The organism is Duganella fentianensis (genome assembly GCF_009857835.1).
Taxonomy (GTDB): domain Bacteria; phylum Pseudomonadota; class Gammaproteobacteria; order Burkholderiales; family Burkholderiaceae_D; genus Rugamonas; species Rugamonas fentianensis.
This window is the reverse complement of sequence record NZ_WWCL01000008.1, coordinates 13,346-37,943: the sequence shown is the minus strand read 5'-3', so window position 1 is coordinate 37,943 and position 24,598 is coordinate 13,346. Positions and strand designations below refer to the sequence as shown.

22 protein-coding genes and 1 pseudogene are annotated in these 24,598 nt (G+C 58.1%); 12 read left to right on the top strand and 11 right to left on the bottom strand.

Translation table 11 applies throughout. The features are described 5' to 3' along the window. The 3 genes from GTP23_RS23110 to GTP23_RS21855 form a co-directional block, all read left to right on the top strand. On the top strand, positions 1-190 hold a 190-nt coding region (locus GTP23_RS23110; protein ID WP_371866966.1), incomplete at its 5' end, for a hypothetical protein. Between the two features lie 378 nt (positions 191-568). After that, positions 569-880: a HigA family addiction module antitoxin gene (locus GTP23_RS23105; RefSeq protein WP_306414229.1), complete on the top strand. Its 312-nt coding sequence runs from the start codon at positions 569-571 to the stop codon at positions 878-880. Positions 881-1,052: 172 nt separating this feature from the next. Next, entirely contained in the window at positions 1,053-2,015 is a 963-nt protein-coding gene (locus tag GTP23_RS21855) for a replication protein (RefSeq protein ID WP_202412310.1), read from the top strand. Between the two features lie 32 nt (positions 2,016-2,047). On the opposite strand, the gene GTP23_RS21850 is transcribed toward GTP23_RS21855, so the two are convergent. From GTP23_RS21850 to GTP23_RS21810, 9 genes are all read right to left on the bottom strand, one after another. Next, a complete protein-coding gene (locus GTP23_RS21850; protein WP_161037073.1) occupies positions 2,048-4,990 on the bottom strand; it encodes a Tn3 family transposase in 2,943 nt (980 codons plus the stop codon). A gap of 5 nt (positions 4,991-4,995) precedes the next feature. Continuing rightward, positions 4,996-5,556: a recombinase family protein gene (locus GTP23_RS21845; RefSeq protein ID WP_161037072.1), complete on the bottom strand. Its 561-nt coding sequence runs from the start codon at positions 5,554-5,556 to the stop codon at positions 4,996-4,998. 138 nt (positions 5,557-5,694) lie between these two features. Further along, positions 5,695-7,071, bottom strand: a complete 1,377-nt coding sequence (locus GTP23_RS21840) for an ATP-binding protein (protein ID WP_161037071.1) — start codon at positions 7,069-7,071, stop codon at positions 5,695-5,697. Continuing rightward, positions 7,047-7,712: a response regulator transcription factor gene (locus GTP23_RS21835; RefSeq protein WP_161037070.1), complete on the bottom strand. Its 666-nt coding sequence runs from the start codon at positions 7,710-7,712 to the stop codon at positions 7,047-7,049. Before GTP23_RS21835 ends, GTP23_RS21840 begins: the two co-directional genes overlap by 25 nt. 22 nt (positions 7,713-7,734) lie before the next feature. Then, on the bottom strand, positions 7,735-8,493 hold the full coding sequence (locus GTP23_RS21830; RefSeq protein ID WP_161037069.1) for a COG4705 family protein: 759 nt from the start codon (positions 8,491-8,493) through the stop codon (positions 7,735-7,737). Between the two features lie 15 nt (positions 8,494-8,508). Next, entirely contained in the window at positions 8,509-8,961 is a 453-nt protein-coding gene (locus GTP23_RS21825; RefSeq protein WP_161037068.1) for a hypothetical protein, read from the bottom strand. 27 nt (positions 8,962-8,988) lie between these two features. Then, the gene (locus tag GTP23_RS21820) at positions 8,989-9,771 is read right to left on the bottom strand and encodes a COG4705 family protein (RefSeq protein ID WP_161037067.1); all 783 of its coding nucleotides are present in this window, start codon (positions 9,769-9,771) and stop codon (positions 8,989-8,991) included. A gap of 69 nt (positions 9,772-9,840) precedes the next feature. Then, on the bottom strand, positions 9,841-10,437 hold the full coding sequence (locus GTP23_RS21815; RefSeq protein ID WP_161037066.1) for an undecaprenyl-diphosphatase: 597 nt from the start codon (positions 10,435-10,437) through the stop codon (positions 9,841-9,843). Between the two features lie 56 nt (positions 10,438-10,493). Next, complete coding sequence (locus tag GTP23_RS21810) at positions 10,494-10,829, bottom strand: PepSY domain-containing protein (protein ID WP_161037065.1); 336 nt, start codon at positions 10,827-10,829, stop codon at positions 10,494-10,496. A 97-nt stretch (positions 10,830-10,926) separates the two neighbouring features. Between GTP23_RS21810 and GTP23_RS22880 the strand changes: the two genes are divergently transcribed. Further along, a complete protein-coding gene (locus GTP23_RS22880) occupies positions 10,927-11,274 on the top strand; it encodes a low molecular weight protein tyrosine phosphatase family protein (protein ID WP_229256236.1) in 348 nt (115 codons plus the stop codon). A 229-nt stretch (positions 11,275-11,503) separates the two neighbouring features. Here GTP23_RS22880 and GTP23_RS21805 read toward each other — a convergent pair whose 3' ends face one another. Together GTP23_RS21805 and GTP23_RS21800 are read right to left on the bottom strand one after the other, a co-directional pair. After that, positions 11,504-12,904: a sensor histidine kinase gene (locus GTP23_RS21805; RefSeq protein ID WP_161037064.1), complete on the bottom strand. Its 1,401-nt coding sequence runs from the start codon at positions 12,902-12,904 to the stop codon at positions 11,504-11,506. Then, the gene (locus tag GTP23_RS21800) at positions 12,897-13,580 is read right to left on the bottom strand and encodes a response regulator transcription factor (RefSeq protein ID WP_161037063.1); all 684 of its coding nucleotides are present in this window, start codon (positions 13,578-13,580) and stop codon (positions 12,897-12,899) included. The genes GTP23_RS21805 and GTP23_RS21800 overlap by 8 nt, the downstream gene beginning before the upstream one ends. Positions 13,581-13,916: 336 nt before the next feature. Here GTP23_RS21800 and GTP23_RS21795 point away from each other — a divergent pair, with 336 nt between their 5' ends. From GTP23_RS21795 to GTP23_RS21760, 8 genes and pseudogenes are all read left to right on the top strand, one after another. Further along, positions 13,917-15,062, top strand: coding sequence for an efflux RND transporter periplasmic adaptor subunit (locus tag GTP23_RS21795; RefSeq protein ID WP_161037062.1), 1,146 nt, complete (start codon positions 13,917-13,919; stop codon positions 15,060-15,062). Then, positions 15,055-18,174, top strand: a complete 3,120-nt coding sequence (locus GTP23_RS21790; protein ID WP_161037061.1) for an efflux RND transporter permease subunit — start codon at positions 15,055-15,057, stop codon at positions 18,172-18,174. The genes GTP23_RS21795 and GTP23_RS21790 overlap by 8 nt, the downstream gene beginning before the upstream one ends. Beyond that, positions 18,171-19,634, top strand: a complete 1,464-nt coding sequence (locus GTP23_RS21785) for an efflux transporter outer membrane subunit (protein WP_161037060.1) — start codon at positions 18,171-18,173, stop codon at positions 19,632-19,634. Before GTP23_RS21790 ends, GTP23_RS21785 begins: the two co-directional genes overlap by 4 nt. A gap of 41 nt (positions 19,635-19,675) precedes the next feature. Next, positions 19,676-20,068 (top strand): hypothetical protein, encoded by a 393-nt coding sequence (locus GTP23_RS21780; RefSeq protein ID WP_161037059.1) that lies wholly within the window; start codon positions 19,676-19,678, stop codon positions 20,066-20,068. A 1,283-nt stretch (positions 20,069-21,351) separates the two neighbouring features. After that, complete coding sequence (locus GTP23_RS21775; protein ID WP_161037058.1) at positions 21,352-21,636, top strand: hypothetical protein; 285 nt, start codon at positions 21,352-21,354, stop codon at positions 21,634-21,636. Positions 21,637-21,680: 44 nt separating this feature from the next. Further along, positions 21,681-22,247, top strand: a pseudogene (locus GTP23_RS21770) (TSUP family transporter); the annotation flags it as partial. Between the two features lie 70 nt (positions 22,248-22,317). Then, on the top strand, positions 22,318-23,184 hold the full coding sequence (locus tag GTP23_RS21765) for a polysaccharide deacetylase family protein (protein WP_155436727.1): 867 nt from the start codon (positions 22,318-22,320) through the stop codon (positions 23,182-23,184). A 226-nt stretch (positions 23,185-23,410) separates the two neighbouring features. Next, positions 23,411-24,598 carry a cytochrome-c peroxidase gene (locus tag GTP23_RS21760; RefSeq protein WP_155436726.1) on the top strand — a complete coding sequence of 396 codons (1,188 nt, stop codon included), beginning with the start codon at positions 23,411-23,413 and terminating at the stop codon, positions 24,596-24,598.

The following is a 24,598-nucleotide window of genomic DNA, read 5'->3' as shown; positions in this document are numbered from 1 at the left end:
AGTACCAGCGTACGGCCCACAGAATGATGTCACGCTGAAAATGCCGGCCTTTGAATGGGTTCATGTGCAGCTCCATCAGCAAAAGGGGATGATAAGTTTATCACCACCGACTATTTGCAACAGTGCCGTTCAGATCTGGACGCCAGAAGTAAATCAACAGCTCAACCAGGTGATCGCCTCGATGCGGTGAGACAAGTCCCCCCCTATTACAGGCGGCAGCTCGACCAGGTGGCCAACTCACCAGGCACCGGCAGCAGCTCAACCAGGTGATCGCCTCGATGCGGTGAGACAAGTCCCTCCCCTATTACAGGCGGCAGCTCGACCAGGTGGCCAACGCACCAGGCACCGGCAGCAGCTCAACCAGGTGATCGCCTCGATGCGGTGAGACAAGTCCCTCCCCTATTACAGGCGGCAGCTCGACCAGGTGGCCAACTCACCAGGCACCGGCAGCAGCTCAACCAGGTGATCGCCTCAATGTTGTGAGACAAGTCCCTCCCCTATTACAGGGCGGGCCTGATCTATTGTTGAAGTTTACCAACTAGGTTACACTTCAAAACACATCATTCTGATGAGGGCTTATTACATGAACCAATCACGACCGGCCACACCTGGCCAGATACTTGAAAGGGAATTCTTGGCCCCGTACGGAATCACTCAAACAGACTTGGCCACCCATACCGGATGGACAAGAAAGCACGTTAATCAGCTATGTCGCGGGCGAGTGCCTGTTACAGTCGATAGCGCGTTTATCCTGGCAGCAGCTACACGAACAGAGCCGGAATACTGGCTAGGGCTGCAAAGTGCCGTGGATCTATGGGACGCAGAGAATGACGAGGCGTTGCGTAGTCGTCTAGGACAGGTGAGGCCGTTAGCGGCATAGAAAGGGAAAACCCCGGAAACCAACTTGGCGGGCGGTTTACCGGGGTCTAAATTTGGTGGCACTTTCGGTGAGCTTGGCGGCAACCGAGGTGCCGGAGCCTGGATAAGGCTAAGGGTTGCACCTCCTATTATAGCGGGAGTGTACCCCTTGGCAAGTTAGGGGTGCATCAATAATGGCGCAAGCTCAGTTGTCCTTGTTCGGTCAGAACGAGGCAGAAACATATCACGACACAAGCGCAAGGGGCTTTTTCTCGCTCCTGGTGCAATGGCCAACCGGCAAACGTCAATCCTCTTTCCCTCTTGAGCAGATGCCAACAGTCCTTAATGCTGTTGATCATCGTCTTGATACCTGGCTATCACAGGCCGAGTTTATGCGGCCAAACAGGCGAGTCGTGAACCTCCTTCGGATTGGTTTGTTATTCGCTGATCTCGATACCTACAAGATGCCCTGGGCTCAAGGTCGCAAGCCTGAAGAACTGGCGGCGGCCATCACGTACTTTTGCCAGTCTGAAGGCATACCGCAGCCATCCATCATGGTCTATTCAGGGCGTGGCATTCAGGCTAAATGGCTACTGGAAAGGCCAGTACCTCGCCAAGCCCTGCCCCGCTGGAATGCTTGCCAAACCCATCTAATCAACAAGCTGGCCGAGCTGGGCGCTGATCCAGGGGCAAAGGATGCAAGCCGAGTGCTTCGCCTGGTCAATACCGTGAATTCAAAGAGCGGGGCCGTGTGCCGTGTGGTTCACGTACTGGAAGAAGGGGGCTTACCCATTCGCTACAACTTCGAGTATCTGGCTGAAATGCTGTTGCCGGTGGCTCGCTGGGACATCGAGAAGCAAAAGGCGGAACGGCAGCAAGCCAGGCTGACGGTCGTTAATGGTGGCAAGGTCGGGAACCTGCGCACCTTCAGCGGTCGTCAACTGGCCTGGGACAGACTGGAAGACCTACGCAAGTTGGGCCAGCTCAGAGGCGGAATCAACGAAGGCGAGCGAATGAGGCATCTTTTCTGGCGTCTTAACTTTCTCCTTCTCTCTGGGGCGACAAACAGCGCCCAGATGTACCATGAGGCCGCCGCTCTTTCCTCCGAGCTGGATACTCGTTGGTCTTACCGCTCCAAAGAGCTTATGACGCTCTAGGGGTAGCCTCAGAAAACGGAAAATAAAGCACGCTAAGCCGATTGCAGCGGCCGTAGCGGCCTGAACTTGCCAGCGCCGATCTTGGCGCTGCTGCGCCAGAGGTAATCGCCGGTCAGGTTGATGTGTTCCCAGCCCAGCGGAGACAAGTACTGCAACAGGGTGTCATCGACGGTCTGGCCGTGGCCACGTAAGGCGTTCACGGCCCGTTCCAGATAGACCGTGTTCCACAGCACGATGGCTGCCGTCACCAGATTGAGGCCACTGGCCCGGTAGCGCTGCTGCTCGAAAATGCGGTCGCGGATTTCGCCCAGGCGGTTGAAGAACACAGCGCGAGCCAGCGCGTTGCGGGCTTCGCCCTTGTTCAATCCGGCATGCACGCGGCGGCGCAGCTCGACGCTTTGCAGCCAGTCCAGAATGAATAGCGTGCGCTCGATGCGGCCCAACTCGCGCAAGGCGACGGCCAGGCCGTTCTGGCGCGGGTAGCTACCGAGCTTCCTGAGCATCAGGGATGCCGTCACCGTGCCTTGCTTGATTGACGTGGCCAACCGCAGGATTTCATGCCAATGGGCGCGGACGTGCTTGATATTGAGCGTGCCGCCGATCATCGGTTTCAGTGCGTCATAGACGGCATCGCCCTTCGGAATGTAGAGCTTAGTGTCGCCGAGGTCGCGGATGCGCGGCGCGAAGCGGAATCCAAGCAGGTGCATCAGGGCGAAGACGTGATCGGTGAAGCCCGCCGTGTCGGTGTAGTGCTCTTCGATCCGTAGGTCGGATTCGTGGTACAGCAGGCCGTCGAGCACGTAGGTCGAATCGCGCACGCCGACGTTCACAACCTTGGTGTGGAATGGCGTGTACTGGTCGGAGATGTGGGTGTAGAACGTCCGCCCTGGGCTGCTGCCGTATTTCGGGTTGATGTGGCCGGTACTCTCGGCCTTGCTGCCGGTGCGGAAGTTCTGGCCGTCCGACGATGACGTGGTGCCATCGCCCCAGTATCCTGCGAAGGGATGCCGGAATTGCGCGTTGACCAGATCGGCCAGCGCCGCCCCGTAGGTTTCGTCGCGGATGTGCCAGGCTTGCAGCCAGGCGAGCTTGGCGTAAGTCGTTCCAGGGCACGACTCGGCCATTTTGGTCAGGCCCAGGTTGATCGCGTCGGCAAGGATCGTGGTCAGCAGTAGATTCTTGTCCTTGGCCAGATCGCCCGATTTCAGGTGCGCGAAGTGCCGGGTGAATCCCGTCCACTCATCGACTTCCAGCAGCAGTTCGGTGATCTTGACGTGCGGCAGGATCATCGCGGTCTGGTCGATGAGCGCCTGCGCGGTGTCGGGCACCGCCGCATCGAGTGGCGTGATCTTCAGACCCGACTCCGTGATGATGGCATCCGGCAGAGCGTTGGCCAGCGCCATGCGGTTGACGGTGGTGAGCTGCGTTTCCAGCAGCGTCAGCCGGTCATGCAGGTACTGGTCGCAATCGCTGGCCTGTTTGAGGCTGGCGAACTTTGCGGGCGGCACCAGGTAGTCCTCGAAGTCCTTGAACTGGCGCGATCCCTGCACCCACACGTCGCCGGAGCGCAGCGCGTTCTTGAGTTCGGAGAGCGCGCACAGTTCGTAGTAACGCCGGTCGATGCCGGTGTCGGTTATGACCAGTTTCTGCCAGCGCGGCTTGATGAACTCGGTCGGCGCATCGGCGGGCACCTTGCGAGCGTTGTCGCTGTTCATGCCGCGCAGTACCTCGATGGCGTCGAGCACGTCCTTGGCGGCAGGCGCGGCCCGCAGCTTGAGCACGGCGAGGAATTCCGGCGCGTAGCGGCGCAGCGTGGCGTAGCTCTCGCCAATGCGATGCAGGAAATCGAAGTCCTCGGGCTGCGCGAGCTTCTGCGCCTCGGTGACGCTTTCGGCAAAGGCATCCCAGGACATGACGGCCTCAATGGCGGCGAACGGATCGCGGCCAGCCTGCTTGGCTTCGATCAATGCTTGGCCGATGCGGCCGAACAGCCGCACCTTGGCGTTGATCGCCTTGCCGGACGCCTGGAACTGCTGCTGATGCTTGTTCTTGGCGGCATTGAACAGCTTGCCCAGGATGCGGTCGTGCAAGTCGATGATTTCGTCGGTGACGGTGGCCATGCCCTCGATGGCGAGCGCTACCAGGGTCGCGTAGCGCCGCTGTGGCTCGAACTTGGCCAGGTCGGCGGGCGTCATCTGGCCACCCTCGCGGGCGATCTTGAGCAGCCGGTTCTGGTGAACCAGCCGCTCGATGCCCAATGGCAAGTCGAGTGCCTGCCACGCCTTGAGGCGTTCGATGTGCTCCAGCATGTGCCGCGAGTTTGGCTTGGCAGGCGACTGGCGCAGCCAGGCCAGCCAAGTCGTCTTGCCGTTGTCGCTGCGCTTGAGCAGGTCGTCAAGGCGACGGCGATGCACGTCCGACAGCGGTTCGACTAGGGCATCGTAGATGCGCCGGTTGGCGCGGGTGATCGCTTCGGCGCTCGCCCGCTCGACGGCGTTGATGGCGGGCAGAATGATCGACTGCCGCCGCAGATGCTCGATCAAGGCACTGACCAGCACGATGCCCTTGTCGGTTTGCATGGCCAGCTCGGACAGCGTGTGGACGGCCTGCCGGTAGTGGCTCATGGTGAACGGCTGGAAGCCGAATACCGTTTGCAACTCGACCAGGTGCTCGCGCCGGGTCTGCTCCCGCTGTCCGTACTCGCCCCAGCTTTCGCTGCTGACCTTGAGCTGGTCGGCGACCAATTTCAGCAAAGGCGGAAACGGTGGCTCATCGACGCCAAGGATGAGGCCGGGAAAGCGCAGGTAGCAGAGCTGCACGGCAAAGCCCAGGCGGTTGGCCGGGCCACGCCGCTGCCGGATGATGGACAAGTCGGTGTCGCTGAACGTGTAGTGACGGATCAATTCGTCCTTGGTGTCCGGCAATGCCAGCAGGCTTTCCCGCTCGGCGGCGGACAGGATGGAACGACGCGGCATAGTCTCTATTGATCCAATCTCAAGTATTGATACAGAGTCTCCCGGCTCACACCAAACTCACGGGCCAGCTTCGCTTTTTGTTCACCGGCGGCGGCACGCTGCTGTAGGTCGGCTACCTGTTCGGGCGACAGCGCTTTCTTGCGGCCCCGGTAGGCTCCGCGCTGTTTGGCGAGCGCGATGCCTTCCCGCTGCCGCTCGCGGATCAAGGCCCGCTCGAATTCGGCGAACGCCCCCATGACCGACAGCATCAGGTTCGCCATCGGCGAATCCTCGCCGGTGAAGGTCAGGCTTTCCTTGACGAACTCGATGCGCACGCCGCGCTTGGTCAGCTTTTGTACAAGGCGACGCAAGTCATCGAGGTTGCGCGCCAAGCGATCCATGCTGTGAACCACCACGGTGTCGCCTTCGCGCGCGAAGGCCAGCAGCGAATCAAACTCGGGCCGCTGCGTGTCCTTGCCCGACGCCTTGTCGGTAAACACCTTGCCGACTTCGACATGCTCCAGTTGCCGTTCCGGGTTCTGGTCGAAGCTGCTGACCCGGACGTAGCCGATGCGTTGACCCTGCAAGATGCCTCCCAATACGAAAGTGTCAAGAAAAAATCTATGACCTTTCGCCGTATGTGTCAAGAAATATAAATACCAACTCTATTCTGACGATATTGGGTGACTCTTCCTGACATCAGGATAGGGTATAGCCTAGCCTGACTACTTCTGAGCTGCATGGACTGGGGTGGTCGCCGGAAAGAGGATGGTGACGTCCAGGCCGGTTTGCTTCTCCTGATCTGAGAAGTCGAGGCGGATTTCCGCACCGATGCGTTTGGCAATCGTTTGGACAATGGACAGTCCCAGGCCCGAACCGATCTGCTCGCTGCCAAGCGTGCGGTAGAAGGGATCAAAAACCCGGTCCCGTTCGGCCAACGGGATGCCAGGCCCGTTGTCCTGAATGCGCAACTCGGCCTTCCCATCCAACACCCCCACCAAAAGATCGACCCTTCCCCCCTCTGGCGTGTAGCGGATGGCGTTATCGACCAGATTCTTAACCAAGGAGATCATGTCCAGTTCGCTTGCCCACACTTTCGCGTCTTGCATGCCTTCGACACCGATGTCGATGCGTTTGGCCTCGGCCAGCGGCATGAGGTCCTCCAGTACGCGGCGATAGATGCCCTGGACGGATACAGGCGACTTCGGCGAGTCGGTGGCCGACTGCGCCTTGGCCAAGGTCAGAAGTTGATCCAGCAGGCTCCGACCACGCTCGATTCCTTGGCGCAGCACCGTCAGCCGTTCGCGTGCTAGGCCGGACATCTCTGCTTCGGCCAGCCGTTCTGCTTGCAGCGAAAGGGCAGTCAGCGGCGAGCGCAGCTCATGCGCCGCATCCGCCACAAAGCGGCGCTGTGACTCCATCGACTGGTTGACACGGGCAAGCAGGCGATTGATCGCCACGGCGAACGGACGCACCTCGACCGGAAGGTGGCGGTCTTCGACGGGGTGCAGCTCCTGCTCGGCGCGCTGGTCGATTTCCTTGGAAAGTGCCGCGATGGGCCGGAACATCTTGCGCACCAGGTCGGCAACGATCAGCAGCAGCACTGGCACGAGGATCAGGAAGGGCATCACGGTACGCAGTGCGCCATCGCGGGCGATTTCATTGCGGAAGCCCGCTTCCTGGGCTACGGCGATGCGTTCGCCGGCAGCCGTGGTCTTGACCAGTACGCGGAACGACTCGCTACCGACCTCCAGCGTGTGCAACCCATCAGCCAGTGTCGTCGGCAGGGAAAGTGTGCCGCCTGTATCCACGCTGGCCTCTGATGGATTGGCCTCGCCCAAGCGCTGGACGATCACGCGCGATTCTTCATCGGCATCCTTGGGACGGGGATCGGTGGTCGGTGCGGCTGGCGACAGACGCTGACGATCCATGAGCTGCGCCACCTGGCGCAGTACATCGTCCTGTAGTTCGTGGGCTTCATCGAAGGCGGACAGGAACGAGAATACGCCCGCCACGATGGCCACCACGAGGATGGCCAGCGACAGGGTGAACGACAGCTTGAGCTGAACCGATTCGTTCAAGCGCCTTTTGAGACCATCCATCCGACCCCCCTGACGTTCTTGATGACCTCGCTACCCAGCTTGCGCCGCAGCGCGTGGATCAGATATTCGACGGCATTGCTCTCGACCTCTTCCCCCCAACCATAGATGCGATCCTCCAGCTCGCCGCGCGAGAGGATGGCACCCGGCCGAACCAGCAATGCTTGCAGCAGCGAGAATTCACGGTTGGACAGTTGCACCGAGGAGTCGCCGTTGACGCTGGCCTCTTTCGTGGCCGGGTCGAGCGACACCATGCCATTGCTGAGAACGGGCGTTGCGGAGCCGCCTTTGCGCCGCAAAACGGCGCGCATCCGGGCCAGCAGCTCCGCCATCTGGAAGGGCTTGGATACGTAGTCATCGGCCCCGCCGTCCAGGCCGCGCAGTCGGTCATCCAGACCATCGCGCGCCGTGATGATGAGCAGGGGAATCGGGTTGTTCTTGGCGCGGATGCTGGCCAGCACCTCCAATCCGTCCTTGCCGGGCAAGCCCAGATCGAGCAACACCAAGTCGTAGTGCTGGCAGCTCAACGTTGTGAGGGCGGTTGGCCCGTCCTTCACCCAATCGGCGGCGTAGGATGCATCCTTCAATGCACCCTGGATCGCCTCGCCGATCATGGGGTCGTCTTCGACCAGCAATACCCGCATTCCCCCTCCTTTCAATCGTTATTCAATGCGCCGTCCTGGCCGCCCGCTGCCTGAACAGCAGAATCGCGGTCAGCATGAAGGCCAACAGTGCGGCTGAAGCCGAATAGCGGCTCAGCGCCAGACCGCCCGCGCTCAGCGGCTTGTCCAGAAAGTCGCCGACCACGGCACCCAGCGGGCGGGTCAGGATGAACGCAGCCCAAAACAGCAGTGTGCGGGACACGCCCGTCCAGTAGTAGGCCGCCACCACCAAGGCGAGCAACCCGCTGAACACAACGGCCGCGCCGGTGTAGCCCAGGCCCGCCGTATCCGCCATCCAGTCACCCAGCGCCGTACCCAGCGTCTGGGAAAACATGATCGTCAGCCAGTAGAAGGCTTCTGCCTTGGGTGAGCTGACGGTGCTCACCGATACGGAGCCGAGGGTGCGATGCCAGACAAAGAGCGAGCCGAGCAACAAGGCCAGCAGCAAGCTCGAACCGCCAGCGTACCCGATTCCGAGCGAACGATCCGCAAAGTCGGCCAACGTCGTGCCGACCGTGGTGGTGGCTATGATGGTGGTCCAGTACAGGAAGGGATGGAAGCCCTTGGCCTTGACTTGCGCGACGACGGCAGCCAGGAAAATCACCGCAAAGATGCCTGTGCCAACCAGATAGCCCAGGTTCATTGACATCGAGACAGCATCGCCGCCGGTTTCGCCAAGCGTGGTGGCGGCAATCTTGATGAGCCAAAAGCCCAGCGTGACTTCGGGCACTTTGGCCAGCGCGTGTTCAGTGGATGTTTTCATGGGCGCGCTCGCGGGTCAGGCTTTGCCTTCGAGCGTGTCGAAGGCTTTCAGCAAGGCTCTCATTGCGGCCTTGCAGTCGGCTTGGTTTGGCGTATCGGCGCGCAGCGCCGACAACGCCTTGTCGATGGCCTTATCCAGCACATGCCAATCGTCGGCAGCGCGCGGTTTTAGTCCGGCCTCGGCCGAATCCCAAGAGACTTCCAAATCCTTGATGCGGGTCTTGCCTGCGGGTAGATCACCCTTGTCAACGATGGCGGCTACGTCGATGGCGATGCTGCGGAACGCGGACAGGTCACCCAGTTTGGAGGCTGTTTTACCCTGCGGTGCCGAGGTAGTCTGGGCCGTTGTAACAGGTGATGTGCTCGCGTTGCTCTGATCGGCTGGCTTGGAACAGCCGGCTGCCAGCGCGAGAAGTACAGCGGCCGACACGATGGCCACAGGACGAGCGATTGACTGCTTTATTGACATAATTTTTCCTTGAGAGTGGAAAGAGGTTTACTCGGCGGTTTGGGCAGAGCGGCTACCGTTCATGCCGATCTGTGCAACAGCCACGAGCATGACGATCACCGAGAGAAACAGGGCGCTGGTCCACATGGCTCCCATGCCGAGGCCGCCGTAGGTCTTGGCTTGCGTCAGCAGATCGCCCAACGCGGCACCGAAGGGACGGGTCAGGATGTAGCCAATCCAGAAGGTCAGCACGGCATTGCCGCCCATCCGCCAAGCGGCATAGGTGATGCCGATAAGCGCCCCGAACGCCGCCGCGCCCCAGGTGAAGCCCAGACCCAACGCCTCGGTTGCCAAATCGCCAGCAGCAGTACCTAGCGCAAACGTGCAGAGGATGGCGGCCCAATAGAACAGCTCGCGGCTGCGTGTCACGATGTCGTGGATGGACAAGGTGCGTTCGATCCGATGCCAGACGAAGAAGATCGCAGCAAGCGCCACGGCGAACACCGAAGTGCTGATGTACAGGCTGACGCCCAGGCCATCGGTCAGCAGGTCGGTGATCTGCGTGCCGACCACGCTGACCAGCACGACCGTCAGCCAGTAAATCCAGGGGGTGTAGCGGCGGGTGCGCAACTGCGTGAACAAGGCGGCTGCCAGCAAAGCGGCCATGACCGTGCGAGTTACGCCTTGCCCGAGACCCGCATTGACCGCCAGGAAATCGGCACCGGTCTCGCCCACTGTGGTGGACATGATCTTGATGATCCAAAACGACAGCGTGACTTCCGGGACTTTGTTGAGCCAGTCTGTGGAGCTGCTCGTGGGCAATTTGTTCATGGTGTTCTCCTGCCGAGGTAAAAGGGATTGCCGCCAGTCTGAACAGGCAGACTTAGCGCATCCATAGGCTCACTCGCGCACCCATCCCAGCGCGATCAGCCTGCCGAACAACAAGCAATGGATACGGGTCGCCAATCGGTAGATTGGCCCCAGATACCAGCGTGCTTCGTGTAACGTCAGCACGGCACTGAGCGCCGCGACCGCGATGGCACCAAGCATGTCCAGCGGAAAGTGAACCCCCAGGTAGATGCGTGACCAGGCGATGGGGAGGCCAAACAGCGCCAAAGTGACGCCAACCCTTCGCAGTCCTCGCTGTAGTAGAAAGCTAACGGCAACCGACCACCACAGCGTGAGGTGATCGCTGGGGAATGACGAGTCGGCAACATGGGGAATGAGCGTATGACCCAGCCCGATCATGAAAGGCCGGGGGTGCGACCAAGCCAGGCCGATGATTTGGTTGGTCAGCAGCCCAAGCAGGCCGGATGCGGTAGCGACAAGCAGGGCTTTGCGGGTGTTCGCATTGCCGCGCAGCCAGCCGATGCCGATCAGGATCGGAACGGCCCAGATGAGCCATTCCGCACAGAAGGTGGCCAGCGTCACCACCAGCGCGTTTGGGTGATCGGGTGCGTTGAGCCACAGGAAAAATGTTTGGTTGAGGTGTTCCATGAAGTCTCCGGGCCGGATCACGGCGTCACGCGCGATCCGGCCACACTGGCAGGCGGTCAGTCTTGCTTGTCGTGGTCGTCATCGTGATCCGCCTTGTCCTCGGCAGACGAGATGACGGTGCCCTTGTCGGCATCGACCCGGACATCGAAGACCTTGGCCCCGCTGACGACTTCCACGTCGTAGACCCAGCCTTGCTTCGAGTTTTCGTACTCGGCGCGCGATGCCTTGCCACTGGCGTGCTGCTCGGCAACGGTGACGGCCTGGGTGAGCGGAATCTTGGCCTTGGTGATCGCTAGGGCGTCGTTTTCCATGCCGCCCTTGGCGGCGTAGGCAACGGCGCCAGTCGTAGCAATGGCGATGGCCAGCAGGGAAAGTTTGGTGTAGCGGTACATGATGCTTCTCCAGAAGAGTGCAGGGATTTGCACGGTAGAGAAGTTACGCAGGCAGACTTAGCTGCTACTGAGCCGAGCCGTTGCTACATCGCCAAGGATGGCGAGTAAGGGCTTAGCGTGCTTTATTTTCCGTTTTCTGAGACGACCCCAGAATCGACTGAGAAGTCCAACTGCCGAGCAGATTTTTGCGAGTTGGCCGGATGTAGACACTGACTCTGCAGGACTCGGCAATGATGCAACTGTTCCGCTGTCGCCTGAACAACTAGATTGGTCCAACATCATATTCGTGATGGAAAAGACACATCGAAACAAGCTAGCCTCTAAATTTCAGCGCCACTTGAATGGTAAGCGCTTCATATGCTTGGATATACCTGATGAATATGAGTTCATGCAGCCAGAGTTGATTAAACTGCTCGAGGCAAAGGCTGGTAAATTTCTGCGCTAAGCACTGACAGAAACCGGTCAGTAGCGGATGGTCGACTAATGTGATTCACGATAGGGCTACGAGGCCCATAAGACACCCGAGTCGTCTTTAGATACCGAAGTTTCGACGGGTTCAAAAAAATCGCTAACCAATCCGCGATACAATGACTAAGGCGCGCTGCCCAATATCTATGCAGTATCCGTCGAAAAATTAGCTTGCTCGCTGCCCTATTTACGGGATTTCGCTGAATCTACCTAGGGGGGAAAGGCAGAGTTAATGTGAACTGACACCCGCTATTGGGTGAATTTCGCACATGAATGTGCCCCCCGTAGTGCTGCGCTAGGGCCTGAGATAAAGCCAATCCTAAGCCTACGCCGTCGATGTCACTGGCGCGCGCGTTACTTGCTCGGAAAAAGCGCTCGAATATAAAGGGAAGTTCTTCTTCCGGAATGCCTGGACCTTGATCGACGATGGCAATCTCTGCTCCTTGCTCAAGGGCAGTAATCCGAAGTGTGATACAACTACCGGGCGGCGAAAACTTCAGTGCGTTCTCGACTAGATTGCGTAGGACTAGCGCCATTGGGGCTGCCGCCGCATTGACGAACACCTCTGCATCGGCCTCCAGTAACAGTGCGACATTTTTATCTTGCGCCGAAGGCCCCCATTTATTTATCGCATCCTGTGCAAGTTGATTCAGCGACAGCGGCCCGATAACGCCTCGCTCTTGGCCACTATCAAGGCGAGCAAGTAGCAATAGTTCCTCTACCAGCATCGTCAATCTGCCGACTTCCTCTAAGCAGGAATGCAAGGTCACAACATAGTCATCTTGGTTGCGCGGGCGGCGTAGCGTCACCTCGATCTCTGTGCGCAGCCGCGAAAGGGGCGATCGCAATTCATGGGATGCATCTGCAGTGAAGCGGCGTTGCGATTCAAACGCTTTTTCGATCCGCACCAGCATTGCATTGAGGGTATCGACTAGGTGACCAAATTCATCATCGCCTCCCGGATGAGGTAGGCGATGGTGAAGGTTGGCATCACCTATGCTGCGTGCCTGTTCGACTATTTTCTCGATGGCGACAAATGCCTTGCGGGATAATCGGATACCTATCCAGCCAATCGCAGTCAGCAAAGCCAAGGCCATCAGGGCAAATAGGATGGTCGCCGAATATAGGATGCGGTTTACGTCATCCAAGGAGCCTGCGACCTGCACGCCGTAACGTTGACCACTGATCAGCGTCGGTACCGAGACCACCCGCAATGGCTCATCGCTGGCTTCAGGCAGGGTATCGAATACCGTTTCACCTGCGGCTAGTTGTGCAAGCAGCTGGGTAGTTACGGGGAGCTGGCCAGTGCCGAGATTATTACTGCGCGCAAGTACCTGCCCCTGTCCATCGATAATCTGCACTAGGCGATCAAGGCGCGTCAATGATGGCGGTGCCGATCCAGCGGGCGCCTCGTGGACGTGGATGCTAGTCTTGTCGAGATCCTTCAACATGCCAATCTCGGTCTCTGCAAGTGCCAGCAACGCAGCATCCAATTGTCCATTGACGTTACGTGATAGTTCCCACCAGCCTATGAAGGCGGCAGCGCTTACCGTCACAATTGTGGCGGCCAAATGGACCAGGATAAGGCGGCGACGCAAACTAAGCATTATGCTGCTCTGGTGGGGCGAGACAGAAGCCGTGTCCACGCACAGTTCTGATCAGACTCATTGGTCTTTCTGCATCGATCTTTCTCCGCAAATTTTTGACATGTACGTCTATTAGATTATCGATCGCTATCAGGTCTGCATGCCAGACCTGCTGCGCGAGCAGCTGGCGGCTGACCACATGGCCACAATGCCGTACCAGCAAATCAAGTATCGCGTATTCCTTAGGCGTGAGAACTAGTGCCGTTCCAGCTCGATGGACAGCATGGGTATGCGGATCGAGCGTCAGGTCCGCCACTTGCAGCAATGGTGGATGGGCACGATCTGAGCGACGCAATAGTGCCCGCACTCGTGCCAGCAGTTCCTCGAACACAAATGGCTTGGTTAGATAATCGTCAGCACCTGTATTCAGTCCCGTAATACGGTCGGCGACCGCATCGCGCGCCGTCAGCATCAGGATGGGCAGCATCTGGCCACGCTGGCGCCACGCTGCGCATAGTTCAATTCCATCCTGATCGGGTAGCATCCAATCGAGAATGATCGCATCTGGCTCATCTGCCAGCAATCCATTAGCCTGATTGGCCGTGTGAGCAAGGGTAACGCGGAAGCCCTCTTCCTCGAGTCCGCGTGCTAGCAGGCGCGCGGCCTTCTGATCATCTTCAACTACCAATATATGCATGTGGCACCTTTAACAACGTCACAAGTATATCAGTGCAGCGCGTACTCTTTCTCTGAAGAAGAATTCAGGATGCAGTGCAGCAAATTTCGCTATTATCCTGCCACGTCACTCACCCGCAAGGAAAATGCCATGGAACCTGAATCTCCATATTCCGTGCGCTGCGGCCGTCACAACGCCTCTGGTCCGGCATTCTAGCCACTACTCAGCCCAGCCAGCGCCGGTGCAGCAATTCGCAGCGCACCCACTATCTACATCATTAATCGCCTCGTGTGCCTCCAGCTGGGTCGCCGTGGTCATCTGCCGCCTAATGAAAGGCGGTTCATTCAGGAGTACCTTATGAATAGAATATTGACGCGCAAAAATCTCATCATCAGCCTTCTTGGCTTGGGGGCGTTTGGCTTCATCACTTGGAACCTACCAAGCTTGCGTGCCCAGGCTATACCAGCGAATACAGAGGCGGCTAGTGCGCTGATCCACGAAGGCGAGCTGCTACGCATTCCTGAAAACTCTCCACTGCGCCGCACACTGGCCGTTGCAGTACTCGCCGACCAATCTATCGCCACACCGTTGACGTTACCCGCTGTTGTCGAAGCTGATCCGGCACGTGTGAGCAAAGTCTTAACGCCCATGGCTGGTCGCATTGTTAGCCTCATGAAACAACTCGGCGATGAAGTCAAAGTTGGCGACGTCCTGTTCACGCTCGATTCGCCGGATTTCGCCTTAGCCAACGCCGACGCCGCCAAAGCGCAGGCAGCACTGCAATTGGCGAAGCGCAGCCTAGAGCGCCAGCGAGCTCTAGACAAGTCCGAACTAGCCGCCCAGCGGGAACTAGAGCAAGCACAAAACGACTTTGAACAGGCCAGCAGTGAGGCTGCACGTGCCAATGCGCGCCTGGCACAAACCGGTGCCAAGACTGCCGGCGCATTGGTAGGCGGACATCTTGCAGTCCGCGCCGCTATGCCTGGCCGCGTGATTGAGCTGTTTGCTGCTGCGGGGGGCTACTGGAATGATGCCAATGCGCCCCTGATGACGGTGGCCGATATTTCTAAAGTCTATATCAGTGCCAATGCGCAGGAAAAAGATCTTGCCCAACTGTTCGTAGGACAACAGGCAAGCATCAAACTCGATGCCTATCCCACACAGCAGAGTGGTCAGGTACGTTTTGTTGGCGAGATACTGGATGCTGACACGCGCACGGTCAAAGTGCGCATCCCCTTTGATAACCGCGATGGCCATCTTAAACCCGGCATGTTTGGCGAGGCGACACTGTTCGCTCGCGCGCATACAGGCATTCTGATACCCATGACAGCAGTCATCCAGAGTGGCTTTTCTAGCCGAGCGTTTGTCGAAACCAAACCGTGGCATTTTACTCCCCGGACACTGCAGCTAGGCGCTCAAGTCGGTGAGCAGGTAGAGGTACTGTCCGGTCTGAAAGCTGGTGATCGTATCGTTACCAAGGATGGAGTGCTGCTCAATGATTGAACGTCTCGTTACTCTATGCTTCAACCGGCGCGGCATCGTTGCGCTGATTTTCCTGCTTGTGGCGCTGTACGGCGCGTATAGCTGGACCCAGTTGCCGTTGGAGGCCTATCCGGATATTGCTGACGTCACCTCGCAAGTTGTTACGCAAGTCAATGGCCTGGCGGCCGAGGAAGTCGAACAGCAAATTACCATTCCGCTCGAACGCGAAATCATGGGCACGCCCGGCATGCATGTGATGCGCTCGAAGTCCACTTTTGGCCTTTCGCTCATTACAGTGGTGTTCCGGGATGGGGCCGAAGACTACTGGTCGCGCCAGCGCCTGCAGGAGCGTATTGCCAGCGTAACGCTGCCGTATGGCGCTCAGCCCGCGCTTGATCCGCTGACTTCGCCGATCGGTGAAATCTACCGCTACACGCTGGAATCGAAGACACGCGACTTGCGTGAACTTTCCGAACTCCAGCGCTGGAAAGTCGTACCTCGCTTGAAGCAGGTCGCTGGTGTCGTCGATGTGACCAATTTTGGTGGCATCACCACCCAGTTCTTGCTGGAATTCGATCCTGCCAAACTGTCCAAGTACAACCTGTCGCTCTCGCAGATCACTCAGGCCATCTCGGCAAATAACGCCAATGCTGGTGGTAGTGTGCTCACGCGCGGCGAACAGGGCTTGGTCGTGCGCGGCGTGGGACTGATTCATAACCTTGACGATTTGGGCAATATCGTCGTCGCGCAGAAGAACGGCGTTCCCGTGCTGGTCAAGGACCTGGGCAATGTCACACTGGGGCAGCAGGAGCGGCATGGTGTTCTGGGCAAGGATCAGGTGTCGGACACTGTATCGGGCATCGTGCTCCTGCTGAAAAACGAAAATCCGTCGCGCGTCATTGATGGCGTGCACGACGCCGTCAAGGACTTGAATGATCACTTGCTTCCCCACGACGTCAAAGTCGTGCCTTACATGGATCGTAGTGTGCTCGTCGATGCCACTGTCCATACGGTCGGCAAGACGCTGCTCGAAGGTGTGGTACTAGTCACCTTGGTATTGGTACTGTTTCTGGGCAGCCCGCGTGCAGCCTTGATTGCCGCGATCACGATTCCAGTTTCGCTAATGATTGCTTTCATCCTGATGCATCATTTCAAGATCCCAGCCAATCTCCTGTCGCTAGGCGCGATTGACTTCGGCATCATCGTCGACGGAGCCATTTTTGTGCTGGAGAGTATCCTGCGCAAGCGCGAAGAGCAGACCGAGGGACTGATGTCTGGCAAGGCTGCAATGAAGGCCACTTTGCAAGTGATGCGGCCAACCTTCTTCGGCATGCTGGTCATCATGATCGCCTATCTGCCCCTGTTCGCCTTCCAGCGTATCGAATACAAACTGTTTTCACCCATGGCATTTGCCGTCGGTTTTGCACTATTGGGCGCCCTGTTAATGACCATGATGCTGATTCCCGGTCTGGCGTTCTGGGCGTTTGAGAAGCCTCGTAAGATCTATCACAATCCCGTACTGGAATGGCTGATGCCGCGCTACGAGCGACTATTGCAGCAGCTGGTTGGCAAAGCGCGCTTGGTACTCGGTATGGCCGGCGCGACTCTGATCGCCGTGTTGTTGCTGGGCTCATCCATCGGCCGCGATTTCCTGCCAACGTTAGACGAGGGATCGATCTGGCTGCAGGTGACTTTGCCACCCGGCATATCGCTGACCAAGGCGACACAGATGGCGGACGCGCTGCGCGCCGCCACCTTGCAAGAACCGCAAGTGGCGCATGTCGTGACCCAGTTGGGGCGTAATGATGAAGGGACTGACCCCTTCACCCCATCGCACATCGAATGTGCGGTGACGCTACATCCCTATAGCGGTTGGCCATCGGGTATGAGCAAGCAAGATCTCATTGATAAGTTGGCAGCACGTTTCCGCAAGTTGCCGAGAACCGAGGTAGGTTTCTCGCAGCCCATGATAGACGGGGTGCTCGATAAACTGGCTGGTGCCCACAGCGATCTGGTCGTGAAGGTGTACGGCCAAGACTTCCATGAGACGCGCAAACTCGCTACGGCGATTGAAGCGCTGTTGCGTAAGGTACCCGGCGCGGAGGATGTCATCATCGATCAGGAACCACCGCTACCGCAGGTACGCATAGATGTGGATCGTGCGGCTGCCGCCCGCCTTGGTATTAATGTGGCTGACGTCATGGCATTGATACAGACCGGCATAGGTGGTAGCCCGGTCACGCAGGTGTATGTGGATGATCGCAGCTATGACGTGGCGGCACGCTTCAGCGGCAATACGCGCAATAACCCGCAGGCAATTGGTGATCTGGTACTGAATGCCGCTAATGGAGCACACGTGGCGCTGGCTCAAGTGGCCCGCATTCGACTGGCAGAGGGGGAGACCACCATCACACGCGAAATGAATCGCCGCCATCTGACAGTGCGCACCAATCTGCGAGGCCGCGATCTGTCGTCCTTCCTGACCGAAGCACAGTCACGTATCGAGCGCGAAGTTCCGTATGACCATACTCGCTACCAGATCACTTGGGGCGGGCAATTTGAAAACCAGCAGCGCGCTCAGGCGCGCCTGGCGGTTATCGTACCCGCCGTACTGGCGCTGATGTTCGTGATGCTCTTTGCTGAATTCGGCAATCTGCGCCAACCCGCGCTGATACTGCTGGCGGTGCCACTGTCATTGCTGGGAGGTCTAGTAGCGCTGGAACTACGGGGGATGACTTTCAATGTATCGTCAGCGGTCGGTTTTATTGCACTCTTTGGCGTTTCGGTACTGAACGCCGTCGTCATGCTGGCCAATCTGAATCGCTGGCGGCTGATCGCCCCAGACGACCTGCGCATGGCCGTCATCAATGGTGCACGCGAGCGGGTAAGGCCAGTGCTCACCACCGCAACGGTAGCGGCGCTGGGGCTGGTTCCCGCAGCGCTTGCTCATGGGCTTGGCAGTGACGTCCAGCGGCCATTGGCTACGGTGGTTGTCGGCGGTCTGATTACCGCAACAGTACTGACCCTGGTATTACTACCCGCGCTGTATTACTTAATTGAAGATCATTTTGCAAAACGGCAGCGTCCAGATGGCAAAGTAACGCTGGAAGCAGTAGAAGGAGACATAGCATGATCAACCGACCATACACTATCACTGGCATGCTGCTGGTCGCTAGCCTCAGCGGAGGATGTGCAGTTGGCCCCGACTTTGTCCGCCCCAGCACAGCTGTGATGAGCAGCTTTGTCACTGCACAGAAAAATGGCGACTCTAGACAGACACAGATAAATGGTGACTTCGAGCAAAACCTTCATGAAGGCAACGCCGTACCCACGGAATGGTGGACGTTATTCGGTTCCAGTGCGCTGAATGAACTGGTCGCTGCTGCACAGACCAAGAATCCGGACCTGCAGGCCGCAGAAGCCGCATTGCGCGTGGCGCAGGAAAATGCTGCCGCCCAGCGCGGAAGCTATTTACCAGCCGTTGATCTGCATGTGACTCCAGTACGTCAATCCGTGGCCCGGAACTTGGCTAGCCCGTTGAGTTCGAATGCATCGCTCTATACGCTACACACTGCCCAGCTCAGTATTAGCTATGCACCGGATATATTCGGTGCCACGCGCCGCCAAGTTGAAGCCACCGATGCAGAGAAAGAGGTTGTACGCTTTCAGTATGAAGCAGCCAGGCTAACGCTTACCGCAAACCTAGTCGTGGCGGCCATCAACGCAGCTGCGCTTCAGGCACAACTGGACAGCACAATTGCATTGGTTCACGATGCACGCCAGCAGCTTGCAGCGGTGCAGCGGCAATATGAATTAGGGCAGCTAGGAGCGGCTGAAGTGGCGGCACAGGAAACTGCCCTTGCGCAGACGGAAGCGACCCTTCCTCCGCTTGAAAAGCAGATCGCACAACAGCATCATCTGCTGGCCGTGCTAGCGGGCCGTTTTCCGAGCGATACGTCGCTACAGCACCTGACTTTTGACAGTCTGAGGCTGGTGAAAGACCTGCCGCTCAGCGTGCCCGCACACTTGGTCGAGCAGAGACCCGACATACGCGCTGCGGAAGCACAACTGCATGCTGCTAGTGCGCAAATCGGTATCGCCAAGGCGGCCCGATTGCCGAACATATCGCTGACTGCGGCATTAGGAAGTTCAGCATTGACGCCATCGACCCTGTTTAAATCGGGCACTGGCTTCTGGAGCATCGGCGCGGACCTTGTTCAGCCCTTGTACAAGGGCGGCACTTTGATGCATCAGCAGCGCGCTGCCGAGGCAGCATACGATCAGGCAGCAGCTCAGTACCAGGGAGTCGTTCTTACCGCCTTTCAGAACGTCGCTGACACTCTATGCGCACTCGAGGCCGATGCGAAAGCAGCTAGGATCGCATCGGCAGCAGAACGCGCGGCAAAAAAAAGCTTAATGATCAGCCGGCGGCAGTGGGAGTTGGGCATGGTGGCTTACCCTGCGGTCTTAATTGCGCAGCAGGCCTATCACCAAGCCGCTATCACGCTCATTCAGACACAGGCTGCACGCTATGCAGACACGGTGGCGCTCTTTCAGGCCCTTGGCGGTGGGCAGTTGTTGGCCACCCAATAAGAGCCAACTGAGATGGCCTATCTTTGTGTAGGGAGAATTTAATGAAAAAACAGGTTTTAGTAATACTCGCAGGGTTCGTAGTAACAGGCTGCGCGACGACGTACGACGTCGATCATTCTTATAAACAAGGGTGGCGCATAGCTGAAGTGCAGCAGATCGGAGGTGCCAATACACAATTCGGGAGCGCAGGCTTAGACTGCAGGGCTATGGGCACAGCACCGAAGAATAATGACTACGCCTATGTGCAGTTTGATTTTTCCCCGATTGCGGGCAAATACTTTTATCATGGGCCGACAGTACGACATGCTATCGTACCGTTGGCAAATGGTACCGGCGTCAAAGAAGGTAGCCATGTCCTCTTCAATATTCATGACTGCAAGCTTGCTCTAGCCGGCATCAGCAGTACTGCGACGACACCGCCACCGCTAGGCTGAAGATCACTGGCGAGCAGTGTCGTAACCCGAGGGAAAAATTGGACTCCCTTAAGCGTGGGGCGGGCGATGCGCAACTATCATCGGTCAGGCCATGTATTTTGTGAAGCAGCGTCGTGAGACTTTGGCAATTACAAAGTATGGTAAGGAAGCATGCACCTCGGCCTATTAGCTTGTGTTAGAGGACTGGGTGTTGTGACCCACATTGAGGGGATTATCATAAACTCGGAGAGTCATTCTTATCTTGAGCCGAGTAGCATTATTCTCCGAGTAAGGTACGAAGTTGAGTATCAAATTATCAAGTCAACTCGCTGCACCTATTGAACGAAGGACTATTCCTTGATTCTTTAATTTACAAGTAACAGGCAGTGATTCTTTAAAGAATTCACTCTCCGCAGCGTAAAGATTTGGTTTTTCCGATCTAGGTGAGAGTCTGCATTGGGGCGAAAGCCGCCTGTCAACGTACACCTCTGTAGCGACGGCTTAGCACACTCTACTTACCGGCCCATCAAATGGTGGTTTAGTATGCGAATCACTGGTGGGGTCTGGATGCTAAACGGTGGTGGGACACGATGCTAACCGGTGGCGGCTTCGATGCTAATACTCAGATTCAATTGGTCACTGGAGAGCAGCGCGAAAATTTGTGGTAAACGTGGAGAATCGAAAGCTGCTATTAGCGCATGGAAAAACTCAAAACCTTCTTGCCCACACCCTCAGTTATAGGCATCAAGAACCTTCAAGATGGCGAGAACATAGTCCGCCTGTGATTTAAAAACCATCATTCCCAATTCACTTGATAACTCTCGCTCTGTTGGTATCAAACCGGAATCAGTTGCCTAAACCGAATCGGAATCACTAGACGGCATTGGGCGAGAATGCTTGGCTGGTTTTCGTAGAGGAAAGCAATTGTGTCACCGGTTTCAACGCTTGCTTCCCTCTTGACCGCGGCCGGAAAGTGACACATTTACCGGCACGTCCAAGAAAGCAATTGTGTCAACTCGTAGCATCGGAAAGAAAATCCGTCAACTCGCAGCTTTGAAGATGCGGCAGCAGCGATAAGCTGCTGAAATCATGAGCAAAACCGCACGATTCCAATCGGCTGTTTGGCGCGCACGGCCTGCCGGCTCTCGCTGCATCGAGGCGTACAGATTGAAGCTGGGTTGGCGGCCACAAATGCGGTCCGGTGCATAGCGATCTGCTGGAAAACGCCTGTCGCATGTGCGGCGCCATGGCGCCCTACCGGCTCAATGTCGCCCTGCTCGACGCGCCTTACCGATGCGGAAACGGTGACCACCTATATGGCGCATCGCCGCCCGTTTCGCCACGGAACATGCGTTCATTCAACAAGAAGGCGCGCATCGCCATCACGCGGCTGCGATGGAGCTATTTTGCGTATTTCTGATCGTATCGATATGACGCTGACGATGCGAATCGGTGCCGATTTTCGGCGCCAAGGAAGTGACACATTTCCTTTCCTTGCATTCCAGTTGACACAATTACTTTCCAAATTCGGTAAGCCGTTGAAAATATTAAAGAATTTCAACTTTCCCGACTCTGAAAAGATGGATTGACACATTTACCGTCGCAAGAGTGACACTTTCGCTTTCCACTACGGCTGGGCCTGTGGCTAGCGCAGCGCACACCCAACCGGCCACTTAGTATGGTGTTCGCACTGGTGCTGCTGTATGTCGCGTGGCGCGTCTACCAGCGTGCCACGGCAGCAAGCGGCAACGGCGGCAATGCAGGCGTAGCCGCTAGCCAGACCGGCGCCGCCCCGCCATGCCGGCTGGACATCCAGCGCGGGAAGCTGAACTGGACTGCTCCCTGTGCCCGTGCGCTGGCCATGTCCGGACTGCTGGCCGGCGGACTGTCCGGCTTGCTGGGAGTAGGCGGCGGCTTCGTCATGGTGCCCGCCCTGCAGCGCTACACTGATCTGAACACCCAGTCTATTCTGTCCACTTCGCTCGCCGTGATCGCCCTCGTCTCATTTTCGGGTGTGGCAGCCAGCGCCGCCACCGGCCACCTGCAATGGGCCATCGCCCTGCCGTTTTCGGCTGGTGCACTGGCCGGTATGGGCAGCGGCCGTCTGCTGGCGGCGAGGCTGGCGGGGCCGGTACTGCAACAGGCGTTTGCGCTGGTATCGGCCTGCGTCGCACTGGCATTATTCGTGCGGGCACTGTGAATGCCGCGGCGCTGCCCGAGCGGGCAGCGCCCACCTGCCCCGGCTGAGGCTGGCTGTTTATAATAGCGGCATGAAACCTTCCCGCTATCGCCAGCACGCCGTCAGCTGCCTGCTACTGGCCACCACCCTCGCCGCCACTGTCTGTACCGCCACCGGCCAGACTCCTTCGCCGACCACATCGGCACAGGACGAAACAGCCAGCATACGCCAGCATCACCTCAAGCGCCTGCACGAGCGCCTGAGTGTGGAACCGGCAGTATTGGAAAGCCACTGCCGCTACGAATCCGAAATCGCCACCGCGCCGCCACTGAACCGCGTGGCGCTGACCTTCGACGATGGCCCTACGACATCAGGCACCGCATACATACTGGAAGTGCTGAAGAAGTACAACATCCACGCTACTTTCTTCATGGTGGGCGAAAAGGCCAGCCAGTATCCCGAGCTGGTAGCGCAGGTACGCGCGGCAGGCCACGACGTGGTGGCCAACCATTCGTGGAGCCACCCCAACTTCCACGACATCGATGTGGCACGCCAGACAGGCGAAGTGCTGCGCGCCGACAGCCTGACCACGCCAGACCTGCCCAAGCTGTTCCGCTACCCGTATGGCAATTCGACCTGCGAAACCAATCAGCTGGTGCACCAGCATGGCTACCAGATCGTCGGCTGGCATGTGGATTCCTGCGACTGGGCGTTCGACAAGACCGGCGCTATCGATACGCGCGAGGCGATCTCCTGCGGCGTGCCGCGACAGTACCAGAACGATTATGTGGGCCATGTGCTGGCCGCGGTCCGCTCGCGTCGCGGCGGCATCATCCTGATGCATGAAATCCATCCGAATACGCTGAAAAAGCTCGACACCATAGTCGCCTCACTGCTGGCGGGCGGCTTCGAATTCGGCATGGTGACGGACAAGGACTTCCAGCCTTCGCTGCGCTAGGCCACCCCGCCATCGCATATTTCTGAGCCAGATCAAGTGGCCATCGCAGTGCCACCTGCTTCTGCGCAGCGCATGCCCCGGCATCAGCAAGAGCCAGCGGCTTCCCCTGATGCCCCATTTGCAGAAACTTCCAACATGAATAATAATGAGAACTATTATTATTCACATAAGCATTCCACCTATGCGTTTTACCGTACTAGCAAAGAAAATAGGCAAGGAAGCGGGGATGACTGCTGTGCTACTCGCCTTGGCCGCCTGCAGCGGTGGCTCCAGCACCAGTACTACATCGCCCAGCACTCCCGCCCCGGACCATACCATCGCCCTCAGCGAGACCGCCAAACTAGGCGAACTGATCTTCAAAGACACCAGCCTGTCTGCTTCGGGCGCGCAATCCTGCGCCAGCTGCCACGATCCGGCGGCGGCCCACGCCCCCAACAACAATCTGGCCGCACAATTCGGCGGCGCCAATGGCGATGTACAGGGCTTCCGCGCCGCGCCGTCGCTGCGCTATCTGAACCAGACCCCGGCCTTCTTCTTTGCCGCCGACGGCACGCCCACCGGCGGCTTCGATCGCGACGGCCGTGCCGCCAGTCTGGCCGAGCAAGGCGAGCGGCCCTTCCTTGCGCCGCACGAAATGGCGAACGACAGCAAACAGGACGTCATCAACAAGCTCCGCAAAACTGCCTATGTAGAACGCTTCCGCGCCCAGTTCGGCGCCGGCATACTGGATGACGCCGAGCAGGCCTTCGGCCGCATGACCCTCGCCTTGCAGGCTTACCAGAAAGAGGCGCCGGAGTTCCACCCATTCGATTCCAAGTACGACCTTTTCCTCGCTGGTAAAGTAAAACTCAGCGATCAGGAATTGCGCGGGCTGGCCCTGTTCAATAATCCCGCCAAGGGCAACTGCATTGCCTGCCACCCGAGCGCGCGTGGCGCCGATGGTGCGTCCCCGCTGTTCACCGATTTCACTTACGACAATCTGGGCGTGCCGCGCAATGTCAAACTGAAGGCAACCGCAAATCCAGCCTATTACGATCTGGGTCTGTGCGGACCGGACCGCACCGATCTGGTGGACAAGCGCAGCGATCTATGCGGCTCGTTCAAAGTGCCGACCCTGCGCAATGTGGCGACCCGTCAGGCCTTCTTCCATAACGGTGCGTTCGATAATCTGACCAGCGTGGTTAGCTTCTACGTACGGCGCGATACCAATCCGGAAGAATGGTATCCGCTTGCTGCCGATGGCCGGGTGCAGAAGTTCAATGACCTGCCCGAGCCATACCGCAAAAACGTCAACGTCAGCGAAGTCCCCTACAACCGCCAGCCCGGCATGGCGCCGGCCCTGTCACCGAGGGAAATCGACGATGTGGTGAAATTCCTCGGCACGCTCACTGACGGCTACAAGCTCAATCCTTAA